The sequence below is a fragment of the Levilactobacillus yiduensis genome (assembly GCF_024718525.1).
Classification (GTDB): Bacteria; Bacillota; Bacilli; order Lactobacillales; family Lactobacillaceae; genus Levilactobacillus; species Levilactobacillus yiduensis.
The window spans coordinates 239,625-258,130 of record NZ_JAMXAZ010000001.1; the positions used below are offsets into that span (position 1 = coordinate 239,625).

Annotated in this window: 14 protein-coding genes; 5 read left to right on the plus strand and 9 right to left on the minus strand. The window is 52.0% G+C overall.

Annotated elements, in window-relative coordinates:
* The first annotated feature begins 195 nt into the window (after positions 1 to 195).
* On the plus strand, positions 196 to 1,638 hold the full coding sequence (locus tag NGM66_RS01235) for an APC family permease (RefSeq protein WP_208908387.1): 1,443 nt from the start codon (positions 196 to 198) through the stop codon (positions 1,636 to 1,638).
* Positions 1,639 to 1,684: 46 nt separating this feature from the next.
* On the opposite strand, the gene NGM66_RS01240 is transcribed toward NGM66_RS01235, so the two are convergent.
* Both NGM66_RS01240 and NGM66_RS01245 read right to left on the minus strand, forming a co-directional pair.
* Positions 1,685 to 2,626, minus strand: a complete 942-nt coding sequence (locus NGM66_RS01240; protein WP_208908385.1) for a 3-hydroxyacyl-CoA dehydrogenase family protein — start codon at positions 2,624 to 2,626, stop codon at positions 1,685 to 1,687.
* Positions 2,627 to 2,772: 146 nt separating this feature from the next.
* Complete coding sequence (locus NGM66_RS01245; protein ID WP_258115328.1) at positions 2,773 to 4,512, minus strand: DUF262 domain-containing protein; 1,740 nt, start codon at positions 4,510 to 4,512, stop codon at positions 2,773 to 2,775.
* A 379-nt stretch (positions 4,513 to 4,891) separates the two neighbouring features.
* Here NGM66_RS01245 and NGM66_RS01250 point away from each other — a divergent pair, with 379 nt between their 5' ends.
* Positions 4,892 to 5,515, plus strand: a complete 624-nt coding sequence (locus NGM66_RS01250) for a DUF4867 family protein (RefSeq protein WP_208908380.1) — start codon at positions 4,892 to 4,894, stop codon at positions 5,513 to 5,515.
* A 53-nt stretch (positions 5,516 to 5,568) separates the two neighbouring features.
* On the opposite strand, the gene pcp is transcribed toward NGM66_RS01250, so the two are convergent.
* The 4 genes from pcp to NGM66_RS01270 all read right to left on the minus strand — a co-directional run bounded on the left by pcp (position 5,569) and on the right by NGM66_RS01270 (position 9,992).
* Positions 5,569 to 6,177 carry a pyroglutamyl-peptidase I gene (pcp, locus tag NGM66_RS01255; RefSeq protein WP_208908379.1) on the minus strand — a complete coding sequence of 203 codons (609 nt, stop codon included), beginning with the start codon at positions 6,175 to 6,177 and terminating at the stop codon, positions 5,569 to 5,571.
* A gap of 72 nt (positions 6,178 to 6,249) precedes the next feature.
* Positions 6,250 to 8,469, minus strand: coding sequence for an alpha-galactosidase (locus NGM66_RS01260; protein ID WP_208908377.1), 2,220 nt, complete (start codon positions 8,467 to 8,469; stop codon positions 6,250 to 6,252).
* A 240-nt stretch (positions 8,470 to 8,709) separates the two neighbouring features.
* Positions 8,710 to 9,333: an NAD(P)H-binding protein gene (locus tag NGM66_RS01265; protein ID WP_208908375.1), complete on the minus strand. Its 624-nt coding sequence runs from the start codon at positions 9,331 to 9,333 to the stop codon at positions 8,710 to 8,712.
* 11 nt (positions 9,334 to 9,344) lie between these two features.
* Entirely contained in the window at positions 9,345 to 9,992 is a 648-nt protein-coding gene (locus NGM66_RS01270; protein WP_208908373.1) for a nitroreductase, read from the minus strand.
* Positions 9,993 to 10,145: 153 nt separating this feature from the next.
* Here NGM66_RS01270 and NGM66_RS01275 point away from each other — a divergent pair, with 153 nt between their 5' ends.
* Positions 10,146 to 11,222, plus strand: a complete 1,077-nt coding sequence (locus NGM66_RS01275; protein WP_208908371.1) for a PucR family transcriptional regulator — start codon at positions 10,146 to 10,148, stop codon at positions 11,220 to 11,222.
* 20 nt (positions 11,223 to 11,242) lie between these two features.
* Positions 11,243 to 11,557 (plus strand): winged helix-turn-helix transcriptional regulator, encoded by a 315-nt coding sequence (locus NGM66_RS01280; protein WP_208908369.1) that lies wholly within the window; start codon positions 11,243 to 11,245, stop codon positions 11,555 to 11,557.
* Positions 11,558 to 11,610: 53 nt separating this feature from the next.
* On the opposite strand, the gene NGM66_RS01285 is transcribed toward NGM66_RS01280, so the two are convergent.
* Positions 11,611 to 13,047: a glycoside-pentoside-hexuronide (GPH):cation symporter gene (locus NGM66_RS01285; protein WP_208908367.1), complete on the minus strand. Its 1,437-nt coding sequence runs from the start codon at positions 13,045 to 13,047 to the stop codon at positions 11,611 to 11,613.
* Positions 13,048 to 13,074: 27 nt separating this feature from the next.
* Complete coding sequence (locus NGM66_RS01290) at positions 13,075 to 14,634, minus strand: glycoside hydrolase family 31 protein (protein ID WP_258115329.1); 1,560 nt, start codon at positions 14,632 to 14,634, stop codon at positions 13,075 to 13,077.
* Positions 14,635 to 14,935: 301 nt separating this feature from the next.
* Here NGM66_RS01290 and NGM66_RS01295 point away from each other — a divergent pair, with 301 nt between their 5' ends.
* Positions 14,936 to 16,663, plus strand: coding sequence for a phosphatase PAP2 family protein (locus tag NGM66_RS01295; RefSeq protein ID WP_258115330.1), 1,728 nt, complete (start codon positions 14,936 to 14,938; stop codon positions 16,661 to 16,663).
* A gap of 61 nt (positions 16,664 to 16,724) precedes the next feature.
* Here the strand turns inward: NGM66_RS01295 and NGM66_RS01300 are convergent, their stop codons facing one another.
* Entirely contained in the window at positions 16,725 to 18,494 is a 1,770-nt protein-coding gene (locus NGM66_RS01300; protein ID WP_208908353.1) for an ABC transporter ATP-binding protein, read from the minus strand.
* Between the last annotated feature and the right edge of the window lie 12 nt (positions 18,495 to 18,506).

Consider the following 18,506-nt stretch of genomic DNA (forward strand, 5'->3'; position numbering starts at 1 on the left):
TTGCCCCCTTTACAGGTCAACTCCGTAATCGCCGGCCAAATATTTTTCGTCAAGGTAATTTAATTGCCATTTGTGAAACTCACGAGCCGTTTCAGTTGTTGTAAGCGCTACCATCAGGTAGAATAAATTCAGTAATTTCACAAGTATTTGTGGCCCTTATTCTTTTCGTTAAATCAATGAAAGCGAGCGATTATTATGCAGAACCTGTCTCGGCACATTTCGTTTCCCCGCCTCTTGATTTTGGGGGCATCCAGCGTGATTGGGAGTAGCTGGATCTACACCAATGGCATCTTCTTCGATAAGTACGGCGCGGGCGGCGAGATTTTTGGCTTCATGCTGGCCACCTTCATCACGGTGCTGGCCTCATTGTCCTTCGCGGAACTCTCCTCCATCTTTCCGCGAAGTGGCGGTCCCGTGGTCTATAGTTACCTGGCTTTTGGTAAACGCTGGGGCTTTGCGACCGGTTGGGCGATCCTGGGGGCGTATTTGAGTGCGCTGTCCTTTTATGTGACGGCGTCGAGTATGTTGCTGGCGACGCTGATTCCGCAGATTTCTGCCGGCCCAGGCTACACGATTGCGGGCGCCCACGTCTCCTTGCTGGAGCTGGCGATTGGCGTGGCCTTCACCCTCTTCATCTTTGCGCTAAATGTCCGGGGCACCAAGTTGACCGCGGGCGTGCAGGCCGTACTGTTTATCGGCCTGATTATTTTAGGCGCACTGCTGATTGTGACCGGCTTTACCCAAGGCAGCGTGCACAATTTCTGGCCCGCCTTCGCTGCGGGAAGTGACCCATGGGCCAACGTGGTCCGCTTCGTGTTGCCGGCCATGACCTTTTTGACTGGGTGGGAAGTCGTCACGATTTTGGCCGAAGAAGCCGCCATGCCACCGCGAAAGATTGGGAAGGCCGTGGTCGGTGCCATTTTGCTAGCGGCCAGCTACTACATCGTTGTGTTGTTAGCCAGCGCCTGGGTCTACCCGTGGGAAAAGACGGCCACCTTCAGCATGGGGTCCATCACGGCCTTCACCGCCGCGGGCTTTCCGTTGCTTGGTACGGCGGCCTACCTGATTGCCTTTCTGGGCCTGTTGACCAGCTTCATTGGCCTGTTCACGGCGGCGCCCCGGTTGATTCTATCGCTGGCACGAGCCGGGTTATTGCCACCACAATTTGCAAAAATCAATGAAAAACACAATACGCCGGTCAACGCGACGGTGCTGGTCTTGGTCTTTGCGGTCGGCTTCGGCTGGCTGGGCAAAGGCGCCATGACTTACTTTTTGGACCTCGGCGGCTTCTTCGTGGCCATGGCCTGGGCAATCACGGCCGCAGCCCTGTGGCGGATTCGCCGGACTTACCCCACGTTGAATGGTGGCTTTCGGCTGAAACACCTGTGGCCAAGCCTGTTGGGCGGTCTACTGGCCATTTTGATTGCGGGCGCGACGCTGTATCCCAAGTCGCCGGTCGCCTTAGCTTGGCCGACGGAATACATCATGTTGGCGGTCTGGCTGGGATTGGGCCTGCTGTTCTACTGGTTGGGTCGTCGCGAACACCAGCCGCAAGACGTGGCATTGCACCATTTGCTGGGCGAGCAGGAGTTCACGCGGCTGACCGCTGTCAAACAGCGCCAGGATAAGGGTGACTAGGAAATTTGTCCGCAAAAAAGCTGGGACTAGCCCAGCTTTTTTAGTCTTATTCGTGATCTTGTTTTAGCAAATTGAGTAAGTCACGGTCTCGCTGGGCCACGATTTCAGCACCTGCGTCACCGTCCCACTTGTAAAAGCCGCGACCGGTCTTGAGCCCCAGCTCGTGGTCCGCCACCTTCTTGGCCAGCGCGGGGTCTTCCCCCTGCGTGGCGCCCAAATCGGCGTAGAGATACTTACTGATGTTATCGAAGACGTCGAGGCCCCCGAGGTCAGCGCTGGCGATGGGCTCAACCAGACTCCACCGCCGGCCCAGGCTGTACTTGATGATATCATCGACGGCTTCTGGTGTCGCGATGCCCTCGTCCACGATGTGCAGAGCTTCACGCAAGACGGCCAGCTGAATCCGATTGCCGACGAAGCCCAGCGACTCCTGCTTGAGGCCAACGGCGTGCTTGCCGATGTGGTTCATCAAGGCCACGGTCACATCAACCGTGGCAGGCGTGGTTTGTTTGCCGGGAACGACCTCTACCAGCGGCATCAGTTGTGCCGGGTTCCAGAAATGGGCAACGACGAACCGGTCAGGCTTGGTGAGCACGGACTGAATGGCAGTCGGACTGAGGCCAGACGTGTTGGTGGCCAAAATAGTCTCGTCACTCACGAGCGATTCGACCCGCTGCCAGACCTGCTTCTTAACGTCCAGGTCCTCAATGATCGATTCAATTACGAAATCCGTGTCGGCTAACGCAACCGCGTAGTCCGTCGTCGGCGTGATGCGCGCGAGAATGGCCGCGTCCGTTTCGTGCAGCAAGCCGGCCTCGCGAAAGGTCGCCAGGTCATGTTGAATGGCGGTCATCCCCCGCTGCAACGCAGTGTCGCTGGTATCCAGCAACCGCACGGGATAGCCGTTCATGGCAAATTGCAACGCCGTGGCGTGCCCCATGGTCCCGGCACCCAGGTTGGTGATGGTTTTGATGGTATTTAGGTTCATTTTGAGACGCCTCCAAGTTTACCTTGATCATCAATTAACTTATTCTCTCTACGGACTAGTGTACCAAATATTAAAAAAAAGCAACAACCTTTGCCAATAACAAAAGTTGTTGCTTACTTAAGCTGACGCTCTTAATAAATTCTCGTTTACCAAATTAACGTTACATCATTTACAAATATATTTTGTCGTTGTTTGATCGCATCAATCGTCCATGCTTCAGTTTGTAACTGTTTAGCTAACGCTTGATTGCCCTTTAAATCAGATTTATTTAATTGACTAGCCATTTGCAAACTATCCGCGGATTTTGAAGGAACTAGGTTCTTTTCAAGAATTGTCCAGTTGCCAATGTAAGTCTGATACTCGCCAACTTCTTCTGCTGTACTAATCTGAACCAACTGATAGTTATCATCATCAAAGACTTTGTTGTACATGCCATCCACAAAGTCATCAAAGTGCACAGCGTATAACTCGGAAAGCAGGTAAACTAGCGTCCATTTCTTAGCACCACGTAAACCACCGTCTTTGTTTAAAACGCTAAAAGCCGTTTCAGTCGCTTCATCAGACTTTAACAGGCGCTGATTCATGCCATCAATAATTGCGTCAACACCTGCGTATTCCAAAGACCAAATATTTTTAGCAATTTCAGAAAAACCAGTTTCCAGCTTATTTGTTCCATCATTAATAATCGTTCGATGCCGAATAAAAACTGACATGATTTTATTAACAACTTTCAAAATATCCTTTTCTGAGTAATCACAATGGTTCATCGCCATCACGATCGGATAATAAAGCTTCACATTCATTCGTGAAAGTATGTCCAATCGCTGTGTAATCCCGGCATTATCAAAAAACTCAGCGTGTGCTTTAGGAGCCACCGGACTTTCTAAGACTGTATATAAATCAACTGAATGGTCTAAATTTTTCAAAAAGGCCTGTGCCTGATTTCCATCCTTGACCTTATCACTAACAGCCCGATACAACTTTGCTTCTGAAACAATTCGATATTGTGCAGCCCAGTAGGTTCGAATGAATCGGGTAATTCGCTTACTGCTTGTATCAAGCTTAGCAGTGATGTTCCGCCATAACTCATTGGCCTCGTGAATGCGATCATTGCCCATCAGAGACATCAGATGATTCTTAATGATATCAGAGGCTTTGAGGTCTTTCCCACGACTGTTTAGTGTCTCAAAGATTGTAAATGCATCCTGTAAGCTAGGCGCCGAAATCATTACCAAATAAAAGTTATTTACAAATAGTTCATAAATACTCTGTAACTTTTCAATTTGCGCACCAATATTCGTTTCTTGTTTCAGAGTTTCCTGAATTTTTCGCGCCATATCGTGATAAGCTGTCTGCATATTCTTCATCGGATCGGATGTAACCCGATCTTCACGCGCAGCCACACTGCCATGCGTTAAACTAAAGAAATACTCTTGGAGACTAGCATCTTCGCCTTGTTGTACCATCAGAGATGCTTGTGCACCCTTTTCTCCCCGAATGATTTTATCAACCTGACGACTAATCAGACGCAAATCATCACCACTATCCAAGTTCACTTCGTCAACGCTACCCCGAAAGTGTTCTTTGTACATTGCCATCGCAATATCCCGAATGACTGCTAGAAAAATCGTGCTAGTTGTCAAACGTTGCTGACCATCAATGATTTCTTGCTCTTCGCGATCATTCTTATAGGTAACAATTTGACCGAAAAAGTGGCTACTACGTTCACCATCAATTAAGTCTTTCAAATCTTCCCAAAAATCTTCAACTTCATTTTGTCCCCAAGCATAATTTTGCTGATACACAGGAACTACAAAGTTATTATCACTGAATAAGCCACCAATTCTGAAACGGGATGGTTGTGGAATATCTACAAATGAATCCATTTTAATTTTACCTCATATTTTTAATTTTTTGTCTTGTCTATAATCAGCTATGTATCATCTGCCACGGCTATTTATTATACCCGATCTGTCACCCCCAAGGAAACATATAACGGCAAAACGGGAATCATCTTTAGATCCCTTTAAACATAATACAAAAATAATGATTTTTTCACCCTGTAACATCTGTTATAACCAGCCACTTCCGCCCGCTTTAATGCCCAACTCATCCCCTCATAAAATTGACCTGGCCTCACCGCACAGACAAACTTACCGACACCAACCATCGTGATAAATCCGCAATTTCTTAACCCCCAAATCAAACAATGTTCACAAATCGCGCGCATACTTAGGTCAACTTACAATTGGAAGGATGATTCTGATGCAAATTTTTGACGTAACCGACGAGCGCTTTCGGCCTTATGGTCGCATTGTTTCCGCTGGTGATTTAGATGAACTGATCACGAACCTAGAAGCCGTGCCCTATCCGGCTGAGAAGACCCAGTACGTGGCGAACACGGAATCTCTGGCCAACACGACCGCGGCTCACCGGCTGGAACAAACCTTGTACGGTGGCGTGCCGACCGAAACTGGCTATTGCATCGGACACAATCATCTGCTGAACTGTTTGGAATTTCACAGTAGCTCCGAAATCAACGTGGCCGCCACGGATTTCGTCTTACTGCTGGGCAAGCGCCAAGACATCCACGACGACCTGACCTACGACACCGACCAACTGGAAGCCTTCCTGATTCCCAAGGGGACGGCCATCGAAGTCTATGCCACCACGCTGCATTTCGCGCCCTGTGAGGCCCCTGGTCAAGACGGCTTCCGGTGCCTAGTCATGTTGCCCGCTGGCACAAACCTCGACCTCGAATTCAGCGTCGATAAGCAAGACCCGATGAACCGGTTATTATTCAAGACGAATAAATGGCTGATTGCGCACCCAGACGCCCATAAAGAAGGGGCTTTCGTGGGCTTAGTCGGCGAGAATTTACGCGTTTAACGATAAATGAAAACGGGGTCAGACGACAACACGTCCGGCCTCGTTTTTTGTGTTCATTGCGTTTGGACAATTGCGGTAATGGCCGCCGTGATTCCCCGCACATCATCGGCCAATGCCAACGACGGCGTGCCCGGCTTGGTCACCACTTGGTCGGGCAGAAACGGGATGTGCATGAAGCCAGCGCGCAACGTCGGAAATTCAGTCGCCCGCAGGTACTGTACTTGATACATCAGGGCGTTGCAAACGTAGGTGCCGGCCGTGGTCGACACAGCGCTGGGCAACCCTGCATCGCGAATCGCCTGCACCATCGCCTTAACTGGCAGCTGCGTGAAATACGCCGTCGCCCCCTCGGCCTGGAGTGGGCGGTCGACCGGCTGATCCCCGGCGTTATCGGGAATGCGCCCGTCGGCTAAATTAATGGCCACTAGTTCCGGCGTTAACGCCGCGCGGCCACCCGCCTGGCCAATGCTCAACACGACGTCTGGTTGCTCAGCCAAAACGGCTTGCCGCACGACTTTTCCGGCTGTCGCGAAGACCGTCGGCACCAGCAGCGGCACGATTTGCGCCCCCACAATCGTGGCGGGTAACCGTTTGACCGCCTCAATGGCCGGATTCGTGGCTTCACCGCCAAAGGGATCAAAACCCGTGACTAAAATTTTCATACGCAGCACGCCTCTCTATGAGTATTTGATGAGAATTATACACCAATCAAGCGATGGTGCCACTTACTTTCGTTAGTCGATGGCGTCAATCACGAAGACCCGTGCACTGAAGTCAGTGGAGGCCTCGACGCCTTGCGTGGTGCCCAACAAATGCGGCACGAAGAGACCCGCGTGCATCAGCTCGTCGCCAAAGTAAACGTGGTCATCCCCTGCAACTTGATAGCGCTGATCCGGTTGCAAGCCCCGCAGGTAGAGCCGGTGATATGCTGGATTCGGTTGATTCAAAATTTGATACCGTGCAGCAACCGCATGGCGCCCGTCATCACTGACAACCTGCCAGCTACCGACATTGCCATCCCCCGCAAATGGATTGTCCAGACGATAGAACGTCCCTTGCTGGAACAGCTCACGGTGGGCCTTGTAAAAGGCAACCTGGGCCTTAATCGCGGCTTTTTCTTCCGCGGAACACTTCGTCACGTCGAGCTCATAACCCAGATCACCGAAGTAGGCCACGGCCGCTCGTGTTTCCAGCGGCGTGATCCGCCCCGTTTGATCATTGGGCACGGCGGAAACGTGTGCGCCCATCATCGCCAGCGGGTACCCATACGACGTGCCGTATTGGATCCGCAGCCGCTCCACCGCATCGGTATCATCACTAGTCCAGGCTTGCGGCGCGTAGTACATCATCCCCAGGTCGAACCGGCCGCCACCAGAGGCACAGGATTCAAACAACACGTGCGGATAATCCGTCGTCAGCCGCGCATACAGCTGGTAAACCCCTAGCATGTAGCGATGCGCAAATTCGGCCTGGCGTTCCGCTGGCAACGTATCGCTAAACGATTCCGTGATATTGCGGTTCATGTCCCACTTGATGTAATCCAGATGGGCCTCTTTAATTAATTTGCTAATTTTGCCATATAAGTAATCCACGACCGCCGGATTGGCCATGTCGAGCACAAATTGGTTCCGGCCCGGTGTCATTTCCCGTTGAGGGGCAACGACCGTCCAGTCGGGATGGGCACGGTACAGGTCGCTGTCGATGGAAATCATTTCCGGTTCAAACCACAAGCCAAACTGCAGGTCCAAGCCGTGGATGCGGTCGGCCAGGTGCGCGATACCGTTGGGTAGCTTGGCTGCGTAAACGTCCCAGTCCCCCAGCGACGTGGTGTCATCATCTCGATGGCCAAACCAGCCGTCGTCCAGGACGAACATTTCGATGCCCAGTTGTTTGGCTTCGCGGGCAATCGCCGTTAGCTTGTCTTCGTCAAAATCAAAGTACGTCCCTTCCCAGTTGTTGATCAAAACGGGCCGCGGCTGTTGCGCAAATCGCGGATTGACCAGATGATGCTGGTAGAACGTGCCCATTTGCTGGCTCAATTGATTCAAACCGGCACTGGTATAGCTCAGTACGGCTTCCGGCGTTTGAAAATGCTGACCAGCCGCTAATTGCCAGCCAAACTCGGTCGGATTGATGCCCGTCAAAACGCGTGCCGTGTCAAAAGCGTCGACTTCGACTTGATCCAGGAAGTTGCCCGAATACACCAGGTTAAAGCCAAACGCTGCCCCCTGATCTTCGTTGGTGTCCGGCCGTGCTAAGGCGATAAAGGGATTCTGCTGGTGACTGGAAGCACCGCGTAAACTGCCCACGCTCTGAATGCCACTTCGGAGCGGCTGGCGAACCAAATGCCGTTCGCGCGCCCAGCTACCGGAGAATTGCAGCAGATCGTAGTTGGCATCCGGCAGGTCCAGTTGCAGGCTCAAAGCCCGATTCAACGTGACCGTTTGTTGGCCCTGATTGGTGAATTGGGCACTGCGAACGATGACGTCTTGATGAGGAAAGACTGCATAGTTCAAGGTCAGCGTCAGGTTCGTCACGGCATCGACCAGCGTGATGACCAAGGTCTGGGCATCGTCGTCGCTATCATCAAAGGTCGATGGCAACTCAGTTAGCCGTTGCTTACCAGGAATAATTCGATAATCCTGATACCGAAATTCACTGATGCGACTGCCATCGGGTCCGGTGATCTGAAACGCTGGATCTCGGTAATCCCCTTTGCCTAAGCTGGCAAATTCTTGCTTCAACGTTTCCGGTTGAAAGTCCGGCTGGTCCAACCGCCAAGCCGGAATTGCCCCGTGCTCCTCGCGAACCGTCAGTTCAGGAAAAGCTGGTTGGTCGTGGATGCGTTGTCCGTAGTAAAGCTGGCCCAACTCACCATTTGCCATTACGTGAAAAATGTAGCTGGTGTGGTCCGTCTGCAGGTGAAATTGATGTTCCTTGACTAAGATTGACATGTGCGTACTCCCTTCATAATTGATGACGCCTAACGTAATCGTAGCATAGTTTGTAAGCGCTGACAGCTAACTTGGCCGATGACTTTGGGAAAATCTCTCCTCACTTATACAAACGAAATTCAACGGGATTTTGTCACCCCTTTTCGCAAATAATCCACAAAAATCGGGTCCAACCCGTCATTGGTTGAACCCGCTAGTCATTTCTATCAAAGATTATTTGACGCAACATCAGTCCGTGACTTACTTCACTGCAGCTAACGCCTGGGCAATCGGAACATCCCCACTGCCCATCATGATGACCTTGCCAATGGTGGCCGGCCGTGAAATGAGGCCCGCTAGCACGGTGGCAACGTCGGCCAAGGCATTCTCTCCTGGCGCAGTCACCTTAAACGTGACTTTCCCAGTCGCTGGCGTTTCCGTCAACACCCCTGGCTGAAGAATCGTGTAGTCTAACTGTGTCCGGTGAATCAGCCAGTCATCCGCAAAATATTTGGCAATGTTGTAATCGGTCAGGTTGGCAAGATAGCCTTCTGACCACCGTTCTGGCTGTAGCGCAAACGCCGAGCTTAACTGAATAAACCGGTGAACGCCCGCCATTTCGCTGGCCCGCATGACGTTGACTGCGCCATTCAGATCCGTTTGCAACAAATCCTTGCCCCGTGACCCCGCCACAAAGTATACGGCGTCTTGACCCGCAAGCCGTGCCGCCATTTCTCGGGGCGATTCGTGGAGATCAAAGAAGGCCGTATCCGGACCATCTTGCGCGTGACGTGCCGCCGCAACGACGGTGTGTCCTTGCTGGCGGAGTTGCGTAACCACTAATTTACCGATACGACCGGAGCCGCCAATCACCATAATTTTCATGTGTAAGCCTCCTAATCCTTAAGTGTCAGCATCGCTGCCGTTGGCACACGTGATGACCGAAATTGATTGATGGGCTGCTGACTCTCATACCCCAACGCAATGCCCATGATGAAACGGTTGGACGCATCCAATCCCAATAACTGCCGTAACATGTCTGGATATTTAATCAGTTCATATGCCGGAATCGATTGTACTCCACGATTGGTGGCACTCAACGCTAGCAGTTGGGCAAAGGCTCCCAGGTCGAAGACTTCCCATTCATTCACAGGACGCTTTAACGTCAGGTAAGCCACTGCTGTTGCGTTGAAGAGATTGTCTTGAAAGTTTCCCGCGCCGTTACCGACCTGGCGCAGGTGTTGGCTAAATGCGGCATTCCAAGTCGCAATATTTTGCTGCGCACCTTGTGGCCATTCCGTTCGGTGGGCAACGGTCAGGTCTGCGTTGCCTACGATGCCTTGCCAACTCATCTGTCGATGGTGTTCACGAATCCGCTTCAAGGTCTCACCAGTCGCGATGACGACCTGCCACGGTTGCGCATTGGCCCAAGATGCAGATTGCTGCGCTTCCTGCACAATTTCTCGCAAAATTGTGGGCGTTACGGGTTGGTCCGTAAAATCTCGTGTCGAATGGCGCCGGTTCACAACTTCAGTAAAATCCATTTTCACACCTCCCAGTAGACAAGTTGCCCACTAAATGCTAAGCTATCTTTCAACGTGGTGCTACTATAACACCAGCACCAAAGCAGTCACAAGATGATAAATGCCCACACATTCGAGTTTGTAGTGGGCATCATGCACACCGGAGGGATAATTTTGGAAACTGAAACACTCTTGTTAAGGGCCATTCAATCCGCGACGTTAGACCAGTTAACAGCGCTGGTGGCGGACTACCTGGAACAACCCATTTTAATCGTTGACCAAGCCGGCCAAATCATCAGTCAGCAACACGCGCCACTCACCACCATCCCCGCGGATTGGTTGGATCCCTTGGCAACTGATAATCGCTACACCCACGGCAATCAGCAATTCATTCGTGACGTCCTAAATCCCCAGGCACTCAATCCCTGGTATCTCTTTTTGGCCCAGTCCCCCAGCTACCCCCTTACCCAGCAGCAAGTCCAACTGGTTCTGCAGGTCATCAATCATTTCACGGACCGTTACGCGCTCAACCCTAATCAAAATACGGCCAACGCCGCACTGGATCAGCTACTGACGAACCCTGACACGGCGGATACGCAATTACTGCGGTCACTCACAACAGAAAAATTGATCTGCGTGACCGCCACGGCTACCCAGCAAGCGCCCCACCAGGCCGGCCTCCTCGCTGCCTTGCGCCAACTGGCAGCGCCCCTACCGCTCACCGAAAACCAAGCCGACCTGGTCTTTTTACTCACCGAGACCCAGTTAACACAAGCGCAAACCCAGTTGACTCAGCTGGGACAACAGTACGATCACTACTTCTTTTCATCCGAGCCGTATGCCGACATCGCCCAGACCCCGGCCTTTCTCAGCATCTGTCGTCAGGCCAGTGAGATTGCACAACAGTTGGGCACCCGGGCAATCGTCAATACCACGCAAAAATACAATATTTATGTTATTTTGAACCACGTCGACAACGGTGCCTTACTGCGCAACACCATGTGCACCCAGCTATTGACGCTCAAGCACTACGACGACCGTCATCACGCCGAGCTCTTTCACACGCTCTTCGCCTACCTGGAGAACGACTGTCATGTCAGTAAAACAGCAACAAAGCTGCATCTTCACCGCAACAGCCTGGCTAAACGTCTCGCTAAAATTCAAGAACTGATTCCGGTCGATTTCACCAATCCGGACAAAACATTTGGCCTGCGCCTCAGCTACCGTCTCTTTCATTTTCTCCAAATCTAATTCTGAAAGGAAGCCCCATCATGGCATTAACGCAACTCAATCTCGGCAGTGAACTCGGCCTCGAGGTCTTGCACCAACGCTGGTACGCCCTGGTCTTGTATCAGCTGGACACCGCGCCCACAGACTTCATGGAATTACGACGCACAGTGCGGGGCATCTCCACCTTCAATCTCTTGCTACGTCTGAAAACCCTCACGGACTGGGGACTCATCACCACCATTCCCGAAGATGATTACAGCTACCGCCTCACCGCCAGCGGCGTCATGTTTCACAACATTTTGACCTCACTGGAAGATTGGGGCAATCAGCAATTGGTTCACGAACTCTCAAATTAAAACAAAAGGCCCCAGGGTACACGTGCCCCGGGGTCTTTGTGATACTGCGCTATTTAGTCGTTGTCGTCAGTCTTATTCCAAGTCTTTTCCAACTCAGCCACGATTTCCGCGTGCTTAGCTTCCGTAATTTTCACTTTCTTCAGGAAAATCACAGTCCCAATCAGCACCGTAATGGCCGGTGCAACAACCATGATCATTTTAAACGTCATCACGTTACTATCCGTGATATCAGCGACTTTGGCGTTCCCCGCCATGCCAGCTAACACCGCCGTCATCCCGGTAATTCCCGTGACGATGGCGCCAGCACATTTATCAATCAGCGGCCGAACGGACAAGACCAACGATTCATCACGGTGTCCCAGCTTCAACTGCCCATACTCCACGATATCCGTGAAGGTCATCAAGACGACCAGGAAGATCAGTGGTTGTGGCAAATTGAACAACGCCCCGGCAGCAATCACGAGCCAAACATTTTTGTCCGCAAAGGCAAAGAGACTCAGCGCCACCAACAAGATGACGATACAGGACACGAACACGTTGCGACGTTTGAATTTCTTCGCCAATGCCGGGAACATGGAAACGGCCAGAAAGCCGATCACCATGTTGGCCATCCCCAGAATAGAGAACATGGCCGCGTGACCCAACACGTACGTGAAGTAATACAGCATCAGCGAGTTGGTCAGGTAGGCGCCCATGCCGTAAAGCAGGTAGGCACAGGATAACCACATGAGTTGGTCGTTGTGGACCAAGACGCCCAGCACCTGTTTAAACCCGGTCTCTTCTTTATTTTCCCGCAATGGCGAATCCACTTCGCGGGTCCCTACGCCGATAGAAAGCGCTCCCAAAATTGCAATGATTGCAGCAATCGCGGCGTAAATGAACCAGCCCCGCGAATCCCCGGTCCCACCGGTATTGGTGTTGGAGAAGAATAGAATGACGGGGATGATGGTCACCGTCACAATCGTTCCGCCCAACGTAGACCCAATCCGGGCAAAAGTTGCGGTCTTTTCCCGTTCCAGCGAATCAAACGACAGCGCTGGCAACATTGACCACAGCCCAATATCCTTAAACGAAAAGAAAATATCCATCACGATGTAAATAAACGTGAACACAAACAAGTATAGGAACGGCCGGGCCGTTAGTCCCCATAGATTACTAAATAAGAGCATCATACAGATTCCGGAGATCAGCGTCCCAATGATGACCCACGGCTTGAACTTCCCCCATTTGGTATTGGTCTTGTCGATCGTATTGCCAATGAAGGGATCAATGAAAAGCTCCGCTATCCGCAGTACGAAAATGATGGTCGTCATGAGTCCAATCATCCGGTTATTTGCCGCGGTATCGCTACCGTTGAATAAATGGTTGGTCACGAACATGATGAAATAGCTGTTCATGACTTGGTTAAAGAGGTCGTGGCCAAACGCCCCAAAGGCGTAGGTCGTCCGCGTTAAGACTTTATTTTGATTGCCGTGTTGTTCTAGTTCCATGCTTTCATCCTCGATTCTGTCAGATTCCTAGACACGTCGGTACGCGGGCAAGCTGGCCAAGGTAACGGGTAGGTCGACTGTTGCCGGGCCAGTAATCGTCTTGGCCGCTTCATCGGTCACAGATTGCCACTGGCCTTCAGGGAAGTAGACGGCCTTGGTTGTGGCATGCGGCGTAATGACGGGCGCAACCAAAATAGATGGCCCCAGCTTGAACTGCGTCTTCAAATAATCTTGCGGCGTTTCCGGATGGTCATAGGCCATGGATTGGACAATGGGTTCCCCGGTTTTCGCCGCATTTTCGGCTAACTTAATAATCGTCGGTGCAAACCGTTGATGCAGGTCCGCGGCCTCCCGACAGAGATCGAGGTGCTCTTGGTCAAGCACCCGCCACGGCGCCAGGGAGAACTGCATCATGGGCATCAACGCGGAACATTGCGCCGAGCGGACAATCAGCTCTTGGTCGAAATGATCTAGTTTGACGAGACTGCGAATCTCCCCACCGCCAATCATGTCTGGACAGCTGAAGTAGTATCCCATTAGTCCCTGAATAATCGTATCTGGAATCAATTCGGACAGGCCATCGGTACCCCATTCAAATCGCTTGTCTTGGAGCCGGTTAACCAGCGGTGCCCCTTGATTTTTATACATCGCCCGAAATTCATTGTAGGCAAACTCCTGGCCAAAGTGGCCCCACAATTCCGTTTGTTGTTCGGGAGCCAGTTCCATTTGCGACACGTCATCGGCTTGGTAGAAATGCGGATCACCAGCATCTAATTTGAACCCGTCCACACCGGTCGTGGCTTGCAGGTCCTGAAGTGTTTCCTTGAACCATTGGTAGGTCGCTGGATTGCTCAAATCCAAAATGGCACTGAACCCATTCCACCACTCCCGCACGACGGGCTTGCCATCGGGGCGCATCAACAGCATGCCCTTCGTCAATAGATCCCGGTACTCCTGCGAATCCGGACTGACGAACGGGCACGCCCACACCATTACTTTGAACCCTAACTTATGTAACTCCTGAATCATTGCTGGCGCATCTGGGAATTTCCGCGCGGAGAACTCCCAGCGGCCGTAGTAATCGGCCCACAGGTCATCGATCATAATGATGCCGGCCGGAAAATCATGTTCAATAATATTGTGTGCATAGGCCAATACGTCGGCTTGATTTTGTTGATAAAGCAGCTCCATCCAGGTATTCCACTGCGGTAACTCAAAAAAGTCTGCGGGTGGCATACTCCCCAATTCAAAGGTATGTTGGGCCAACCACTGTTGCGCGCCCCTGAGGCCTTCAGCGCCAGCCACCAGACGAATCTGGTCACGGGCAATAACGCTGAGGCGATCATCAGCCACCGTCAGAGAAAACGGCGATTGGCTGGTAATGACGCGACCTTTTGAGGAAATAAAGGCCGGTGCGACCTGGTTCCCATTCACCAGATGGATGAGATCTAACGTATAGGCACTCCCCTGAGTCAGCGGATACTGCGACCCATCCGCAATACTACCGCCATACCAGTCCTCGCCGGATAGAATCTCAATTTGAAGTGGTTGCTTTAGGTTGGTCGTTAATTCGTTGACAGTAATCATCACAAAATTCCTTTCCAAATCCGAATTTGAAACCCAACTTCCGTCAACATCATATCGAACTCTAATTGAAATTGGTAGCAAAATGAATCGCTTTCATATCACCCACTAAGCTATTAGCCTAAACAAATAGTTAAATCACTTGCTTTACCGGCTTAAAGCGAACGCTATGTATTGATTTGGTATGCTTTCTGTATCATTTTCATTAACCCTACTGACTTTGAAAACAGACTCGGTTATGATGAAAATGTACCTGAAAAGAGAAAAACTAGTCGACCCGTTCATTTTGAAAGGTGGAATTTTCATGAAAGTACGTCAACATTCCTGGACCCGTAAAGCCGCTGGGTTACTTTCCCTGGCCGTTGTCACTTTGCCCCTCGTCACCACAACCGTCCAAGCTAATGCCGCAACAGATGACCTTACGCCGAAAGCCGCACCATACGGCTATTTCGTTGATACTTATCAAGCCAATGTCGCTAAAAATACCTCGCCGCAGACCAATCCGGTGGTCGGTGAAATGGCTGAGTTCTCTACATATTGGGCCGATGGCAAGAAGCTAAATGCCCCGCTACTCGACCAAAACGTTGCCAAGGCCGCTACGATTACCCAGCAACGCAGTGACAGCGAGGCTGAACGTTCCTACCTAACGGACCGGCGTGACCTCCGCTACAACCTGATCTCAGGCCTGGGGCCATACGCCAACGCCTTCATTCAAAATGCGGATGCCAAGACTGATTTCACCTCAATGCCTAGCACGCCGCTTCCCGCCAATGCACCTTACAGTAAGGTTGACTGGGCCACCACCTCTTCTAAGCTGGGCCCCTTAGTACAATTGGTGAACACCACCGCTCGTTCACCGTTCTCTGGCACCGGGGTGGTCAAGCACGTCGTTAAATACGAACGGCCTTACCGCCAAAGCAAAGACGTCAAGGTCGTTCCTGCCCTAGCCAACGTGATGGCTCACGCCAAGCCGGACGACTACGACTTCCCTAGTGGTCACACGACCGCGGCCTTTGAGACCGGCTTAACGCTGGCTTATGCTGTCCCAGAACGCTTCCAAGAACTGATCACCCGTTCTTCTGAAGTGGGTTACGACCGGGTATTAGCTGGACGGCACTCACCACTAGCTGTCATGGGTGGCCGGATGGTCGGTACCGCTATGACGGCCGCAACTCTCAGCGATAGCAATAACCAAGACTTGATGAAGCAGGCCTACCAAGTCGCCCACAGTGACGCCCTGTTGAAGAGTCCCCTTTCTAAAGCAACGGATGACTTTGGCGACTACCAAACCAATCGTGACGCCTACCGTTTCCGGATGACTTACGGCTTCAACCAAACCGGCAATACCACCGAAGCCATGCGGGTACCAAAGGGCGCTGAGGTTCTGTTGGCAACCCGTTTGCCTTACCTGTCAGCCACGCAACGCCGCGACGTACTTTACACGACGGGGATGCCTTCTGGTTACCCAGTCATGGACGATGCCGAAGGGTGGGGTCGCTTAGACCTCTTCTCCGCCGCTAACGGTTATGGCGCCTTGAACGATAACGTGACGGTTACTATGAATGCTAAACAAGGTGGCTTCAATGCCAAAGATAACTGGCGCAACAACTTGGCCGGTAAGGGACGCCTGACCAAGGCCGGCTCTGGCCAACTAACACTTAGCGGCCACAATGCCTTCACCGGCGGCACGACCGTCAAAGCCGGGACACTTCAACTAACCACGACCAACGCTGCGGGCAAGGGTAACGTTAGCCTGACTGGTGGTACCCTGCAACTCAGCACCGCCAAGGCCACGGTTACTGGCAATTACCAACAAAAGCACGGTAAATTGAAGTTGGCGCGCAACGCCCACTTAACCATTAAGAAAACGGCTAAGCTTGGGGGAACGCTGACCCTAACCAAGGGGGCCTTGAAGAACGGCACGAAACTGCTGACATTCCACAACCACAAGGGCAAGTTCAGCCACGTTTCCGGACTGCCTAAGGGCTGGCACCTCAGCTACACCCAACATGCCGTGAAGCTTGTTAAATAATCTTGCGTGATCCAAAAGGACCGCAACTACCGGCACTCGCCAATAGTTGTGGTCCTTTTACTTATGCTTTAAATTGAATCCGCACATAATCGCGGTAAATAGGCAGACTGTCCATCAATTCCTGATGGGTCCCGTGACCGCTAACGTGGCCGTCCTCAATGAAGTAGATGGCATCAGCATCCACGATTGTGCTAAGCCGATGCGCAATAATCAGCGTCGTACGCCCCTTCATCAACTCACTTAAGGCCTGTTGGACCATCGCTTCTGATTCGGAATCCAAGCTAGCAGTTGCCTCGTCCAGTAACAAGATCTTAGGATCACGCAGAAAGGCCCGGGCAATGGCCAATCGTTGGCGTTGTCCCCCGCTGACCTTGACGCCGCGTTCACCGACTTGCGTATCGAGTCCCGCCGTCATGTTGCGGACAAACTCATCGGCAGAAGCCAACTTCAACACGTGCCACAGCTCATCGTCGCTGTAAGACTGGTCGGACCCGTATGTCAGATTATGGCGAATCGTACCCGCCATAATGGCGGAATCCTGGCTAACGTAACCGATCTGTGACCGCCAATCGTTGAGGTTAAAGTGCGTGACGTCCTCGCCACCAATCGTGACCTGACCGCGCTGTGGCTGATAGTACCGCTCAATCATGCCAAAGATGGTCGATTTTCCACCGCCAGATGGTCCGGCAAACGCCACGACCGTATTGGGCTCGGCCTCGAAATTCACATCATGCAAAACTGGCTGACCATCGTCTTCATAGGCGAAGTCTACGTGTTGCATGGCCAAAGTTTGGTTGGTCACGGATTGCGCCGGACCCACTGCTAGTTGCTCCTCCGGTTCGGCCAGGAGGTCACGAACCCGTTCGGTTGACCCATTGGCCTTCGAGAGGTCCGTAAAGAAGCGTGCCAACGTTCCGGCCGGCCCAATGATTTGGAACAGATACATTAGGAAGGAAAACATCGTCCCCATCGACATGGTCCCGGCGGATACCCGCATTGCGGCGTAAGCCAAGACACCCACGAAGACCGCTAACATGGCCGCCGTCATGGCGGGACCCGCGATAGCATCGTAAATGGCTTCTTTCAGCCCAATGCGGTAGAGATCATTGATCTGACGGGTACCATTCGCCGTTTCATACGTTTCCGCGTTAGAGGATTTGACCAACCGAATCTCACTAAGCGTCTCGTCGGTGGCCCCACTAAAGGTCGCCATGGCGTCTTGCCGCTGATGACCGATTTTACCGGACTGCCGCATGATGGGAAACATGACGGCCATCACCACGGGTACCGCCACAAACATAATCGTGGTCATTCGCCAATCCATCAGGAGCATGATAACCAGCGCCCCGACCAGTTGCAGGAGCGAGGTCACCATCTGTGGAAATGAATTGGCCAGCAGATTCTTGATCTGCATGGTATCGTTGACCAATCGCGAAGTCATCTCGCCGACCTTAACATTATCAAAGTAGCTGACCCGTAGACGGACTAACTTTTGCCACAAGGTCTCCCGCAACCGGGCCACCACGTTTTCGCCAAAGAACCCCAATAACGCACCCGAAATGGCACTAATGCCGGCGCTCACAATGAAGAGCGCAATCACCGCAATCAGTAACGGTCGATTCATGGCGTGGCCCAAGCCGTTGATTAAAGTCTGGGCCAGCTTCGGGACCGCCAACTGAGCGCCGGTCGCCACAATACCGAGAATCAGGCCGACCCACAACTGCCAGTACTTGGGCTGCGTTTGGCGGATCAGTCGTAAAAATGCTTTGCTATCGAACTTGCCAGTTGGCCGTTGTCGGGCGGTCGCTGGTGCTGCTACGCGTTGTGCCATCTCTCTTTGCCT

Coding starts and splice junctions, on each gene's coding strand:
- NGM66_RS01235 (WP_208908387.1), top strand. CDS start 196: ATGCAGAACCTGTCTCGGCACATTTCGTTTCCCCGCCTCTTGATTTTG.
- NGM66_RS01240 (WP_208908385.1), bottom strand. CDS start 2,626: ATGAACCTAAATACCATCAAAACCATCACCAACCTGGGTGCCGGGACC.
- NGM66_RS01245 (WP_258115328.1), bottom strand. CDS start 4,512: ATGGATTCATTTGTAGATATTCCACAACCATCCCGTTTCAGAATTGGT.
- NGM66_RS01250 (WP_208908380.1), top strand. CDS start 4,892: ATGCAAATTTTTGACGTAACCGACGAGCGCTTTCGGCCTTATGGTCGC.
- pcp (WP_208908379.1), bottom strand. CDS start 6,177: ATGAAAATTTTAGTCACGGGTTTTGATCCCTTTGGCGGTGAAGCCACG.
- NGM66_RS01260 (WP_208908377.1), bottom strand. CDS start 8,469: ATGTCAATCTTAGTCAAGGAACATCAATTTCACCTGCAGACGGACCAC.
- NGM66_RS01265 (WP_208908375.1), bottom strand. CDS start 9,333: ATGAAAATTATGGTGATTGGCGGCTCCGGTCGTATCGGTAAATTAGTG.
- NGM66_RS01270 (WP_208908373.1), bottom strand. CDS start 9,992: ATGGATTTTACTGAAGTTGTGAACCGGCGCCATTCGACACGAGATTTT.
- NGM66_RS01280 (WP_208908369.1), top strand. CDS start 11,243: ATGGCATTAACGCAACTCAATCTCGGCAGTGAACTCGGCCTCGAGGTC.
- NGM66_RS01285 (WP_208908367.1), bottom strand. CDS start 13,047: ATGGAACTAGAACAACACGGCAATCAAAATAAAGTCTTAACGCGGACG.
- NGM66_RS01290 (WP_258115329.1), bottom strand. CDS start 14,634: ATGATTACTGTCAACGAATTAACGACCAACCTAAAGCAACCACTTCAA.
- NGM66_RS01295 (WP_258115330.1), top strand. CDS start 14,936: ATGAAAGTACGTCAACATTCCTGGACCCGTAAAGCCGCTGGGTTACTT.
- NGM66_RS01300 (WP_208908353.1), bottom strand. CDS start 18,494: ATGGCACAACGCGTAGCAGCACCAGCGACCGCCCGACAACGGCCAACT.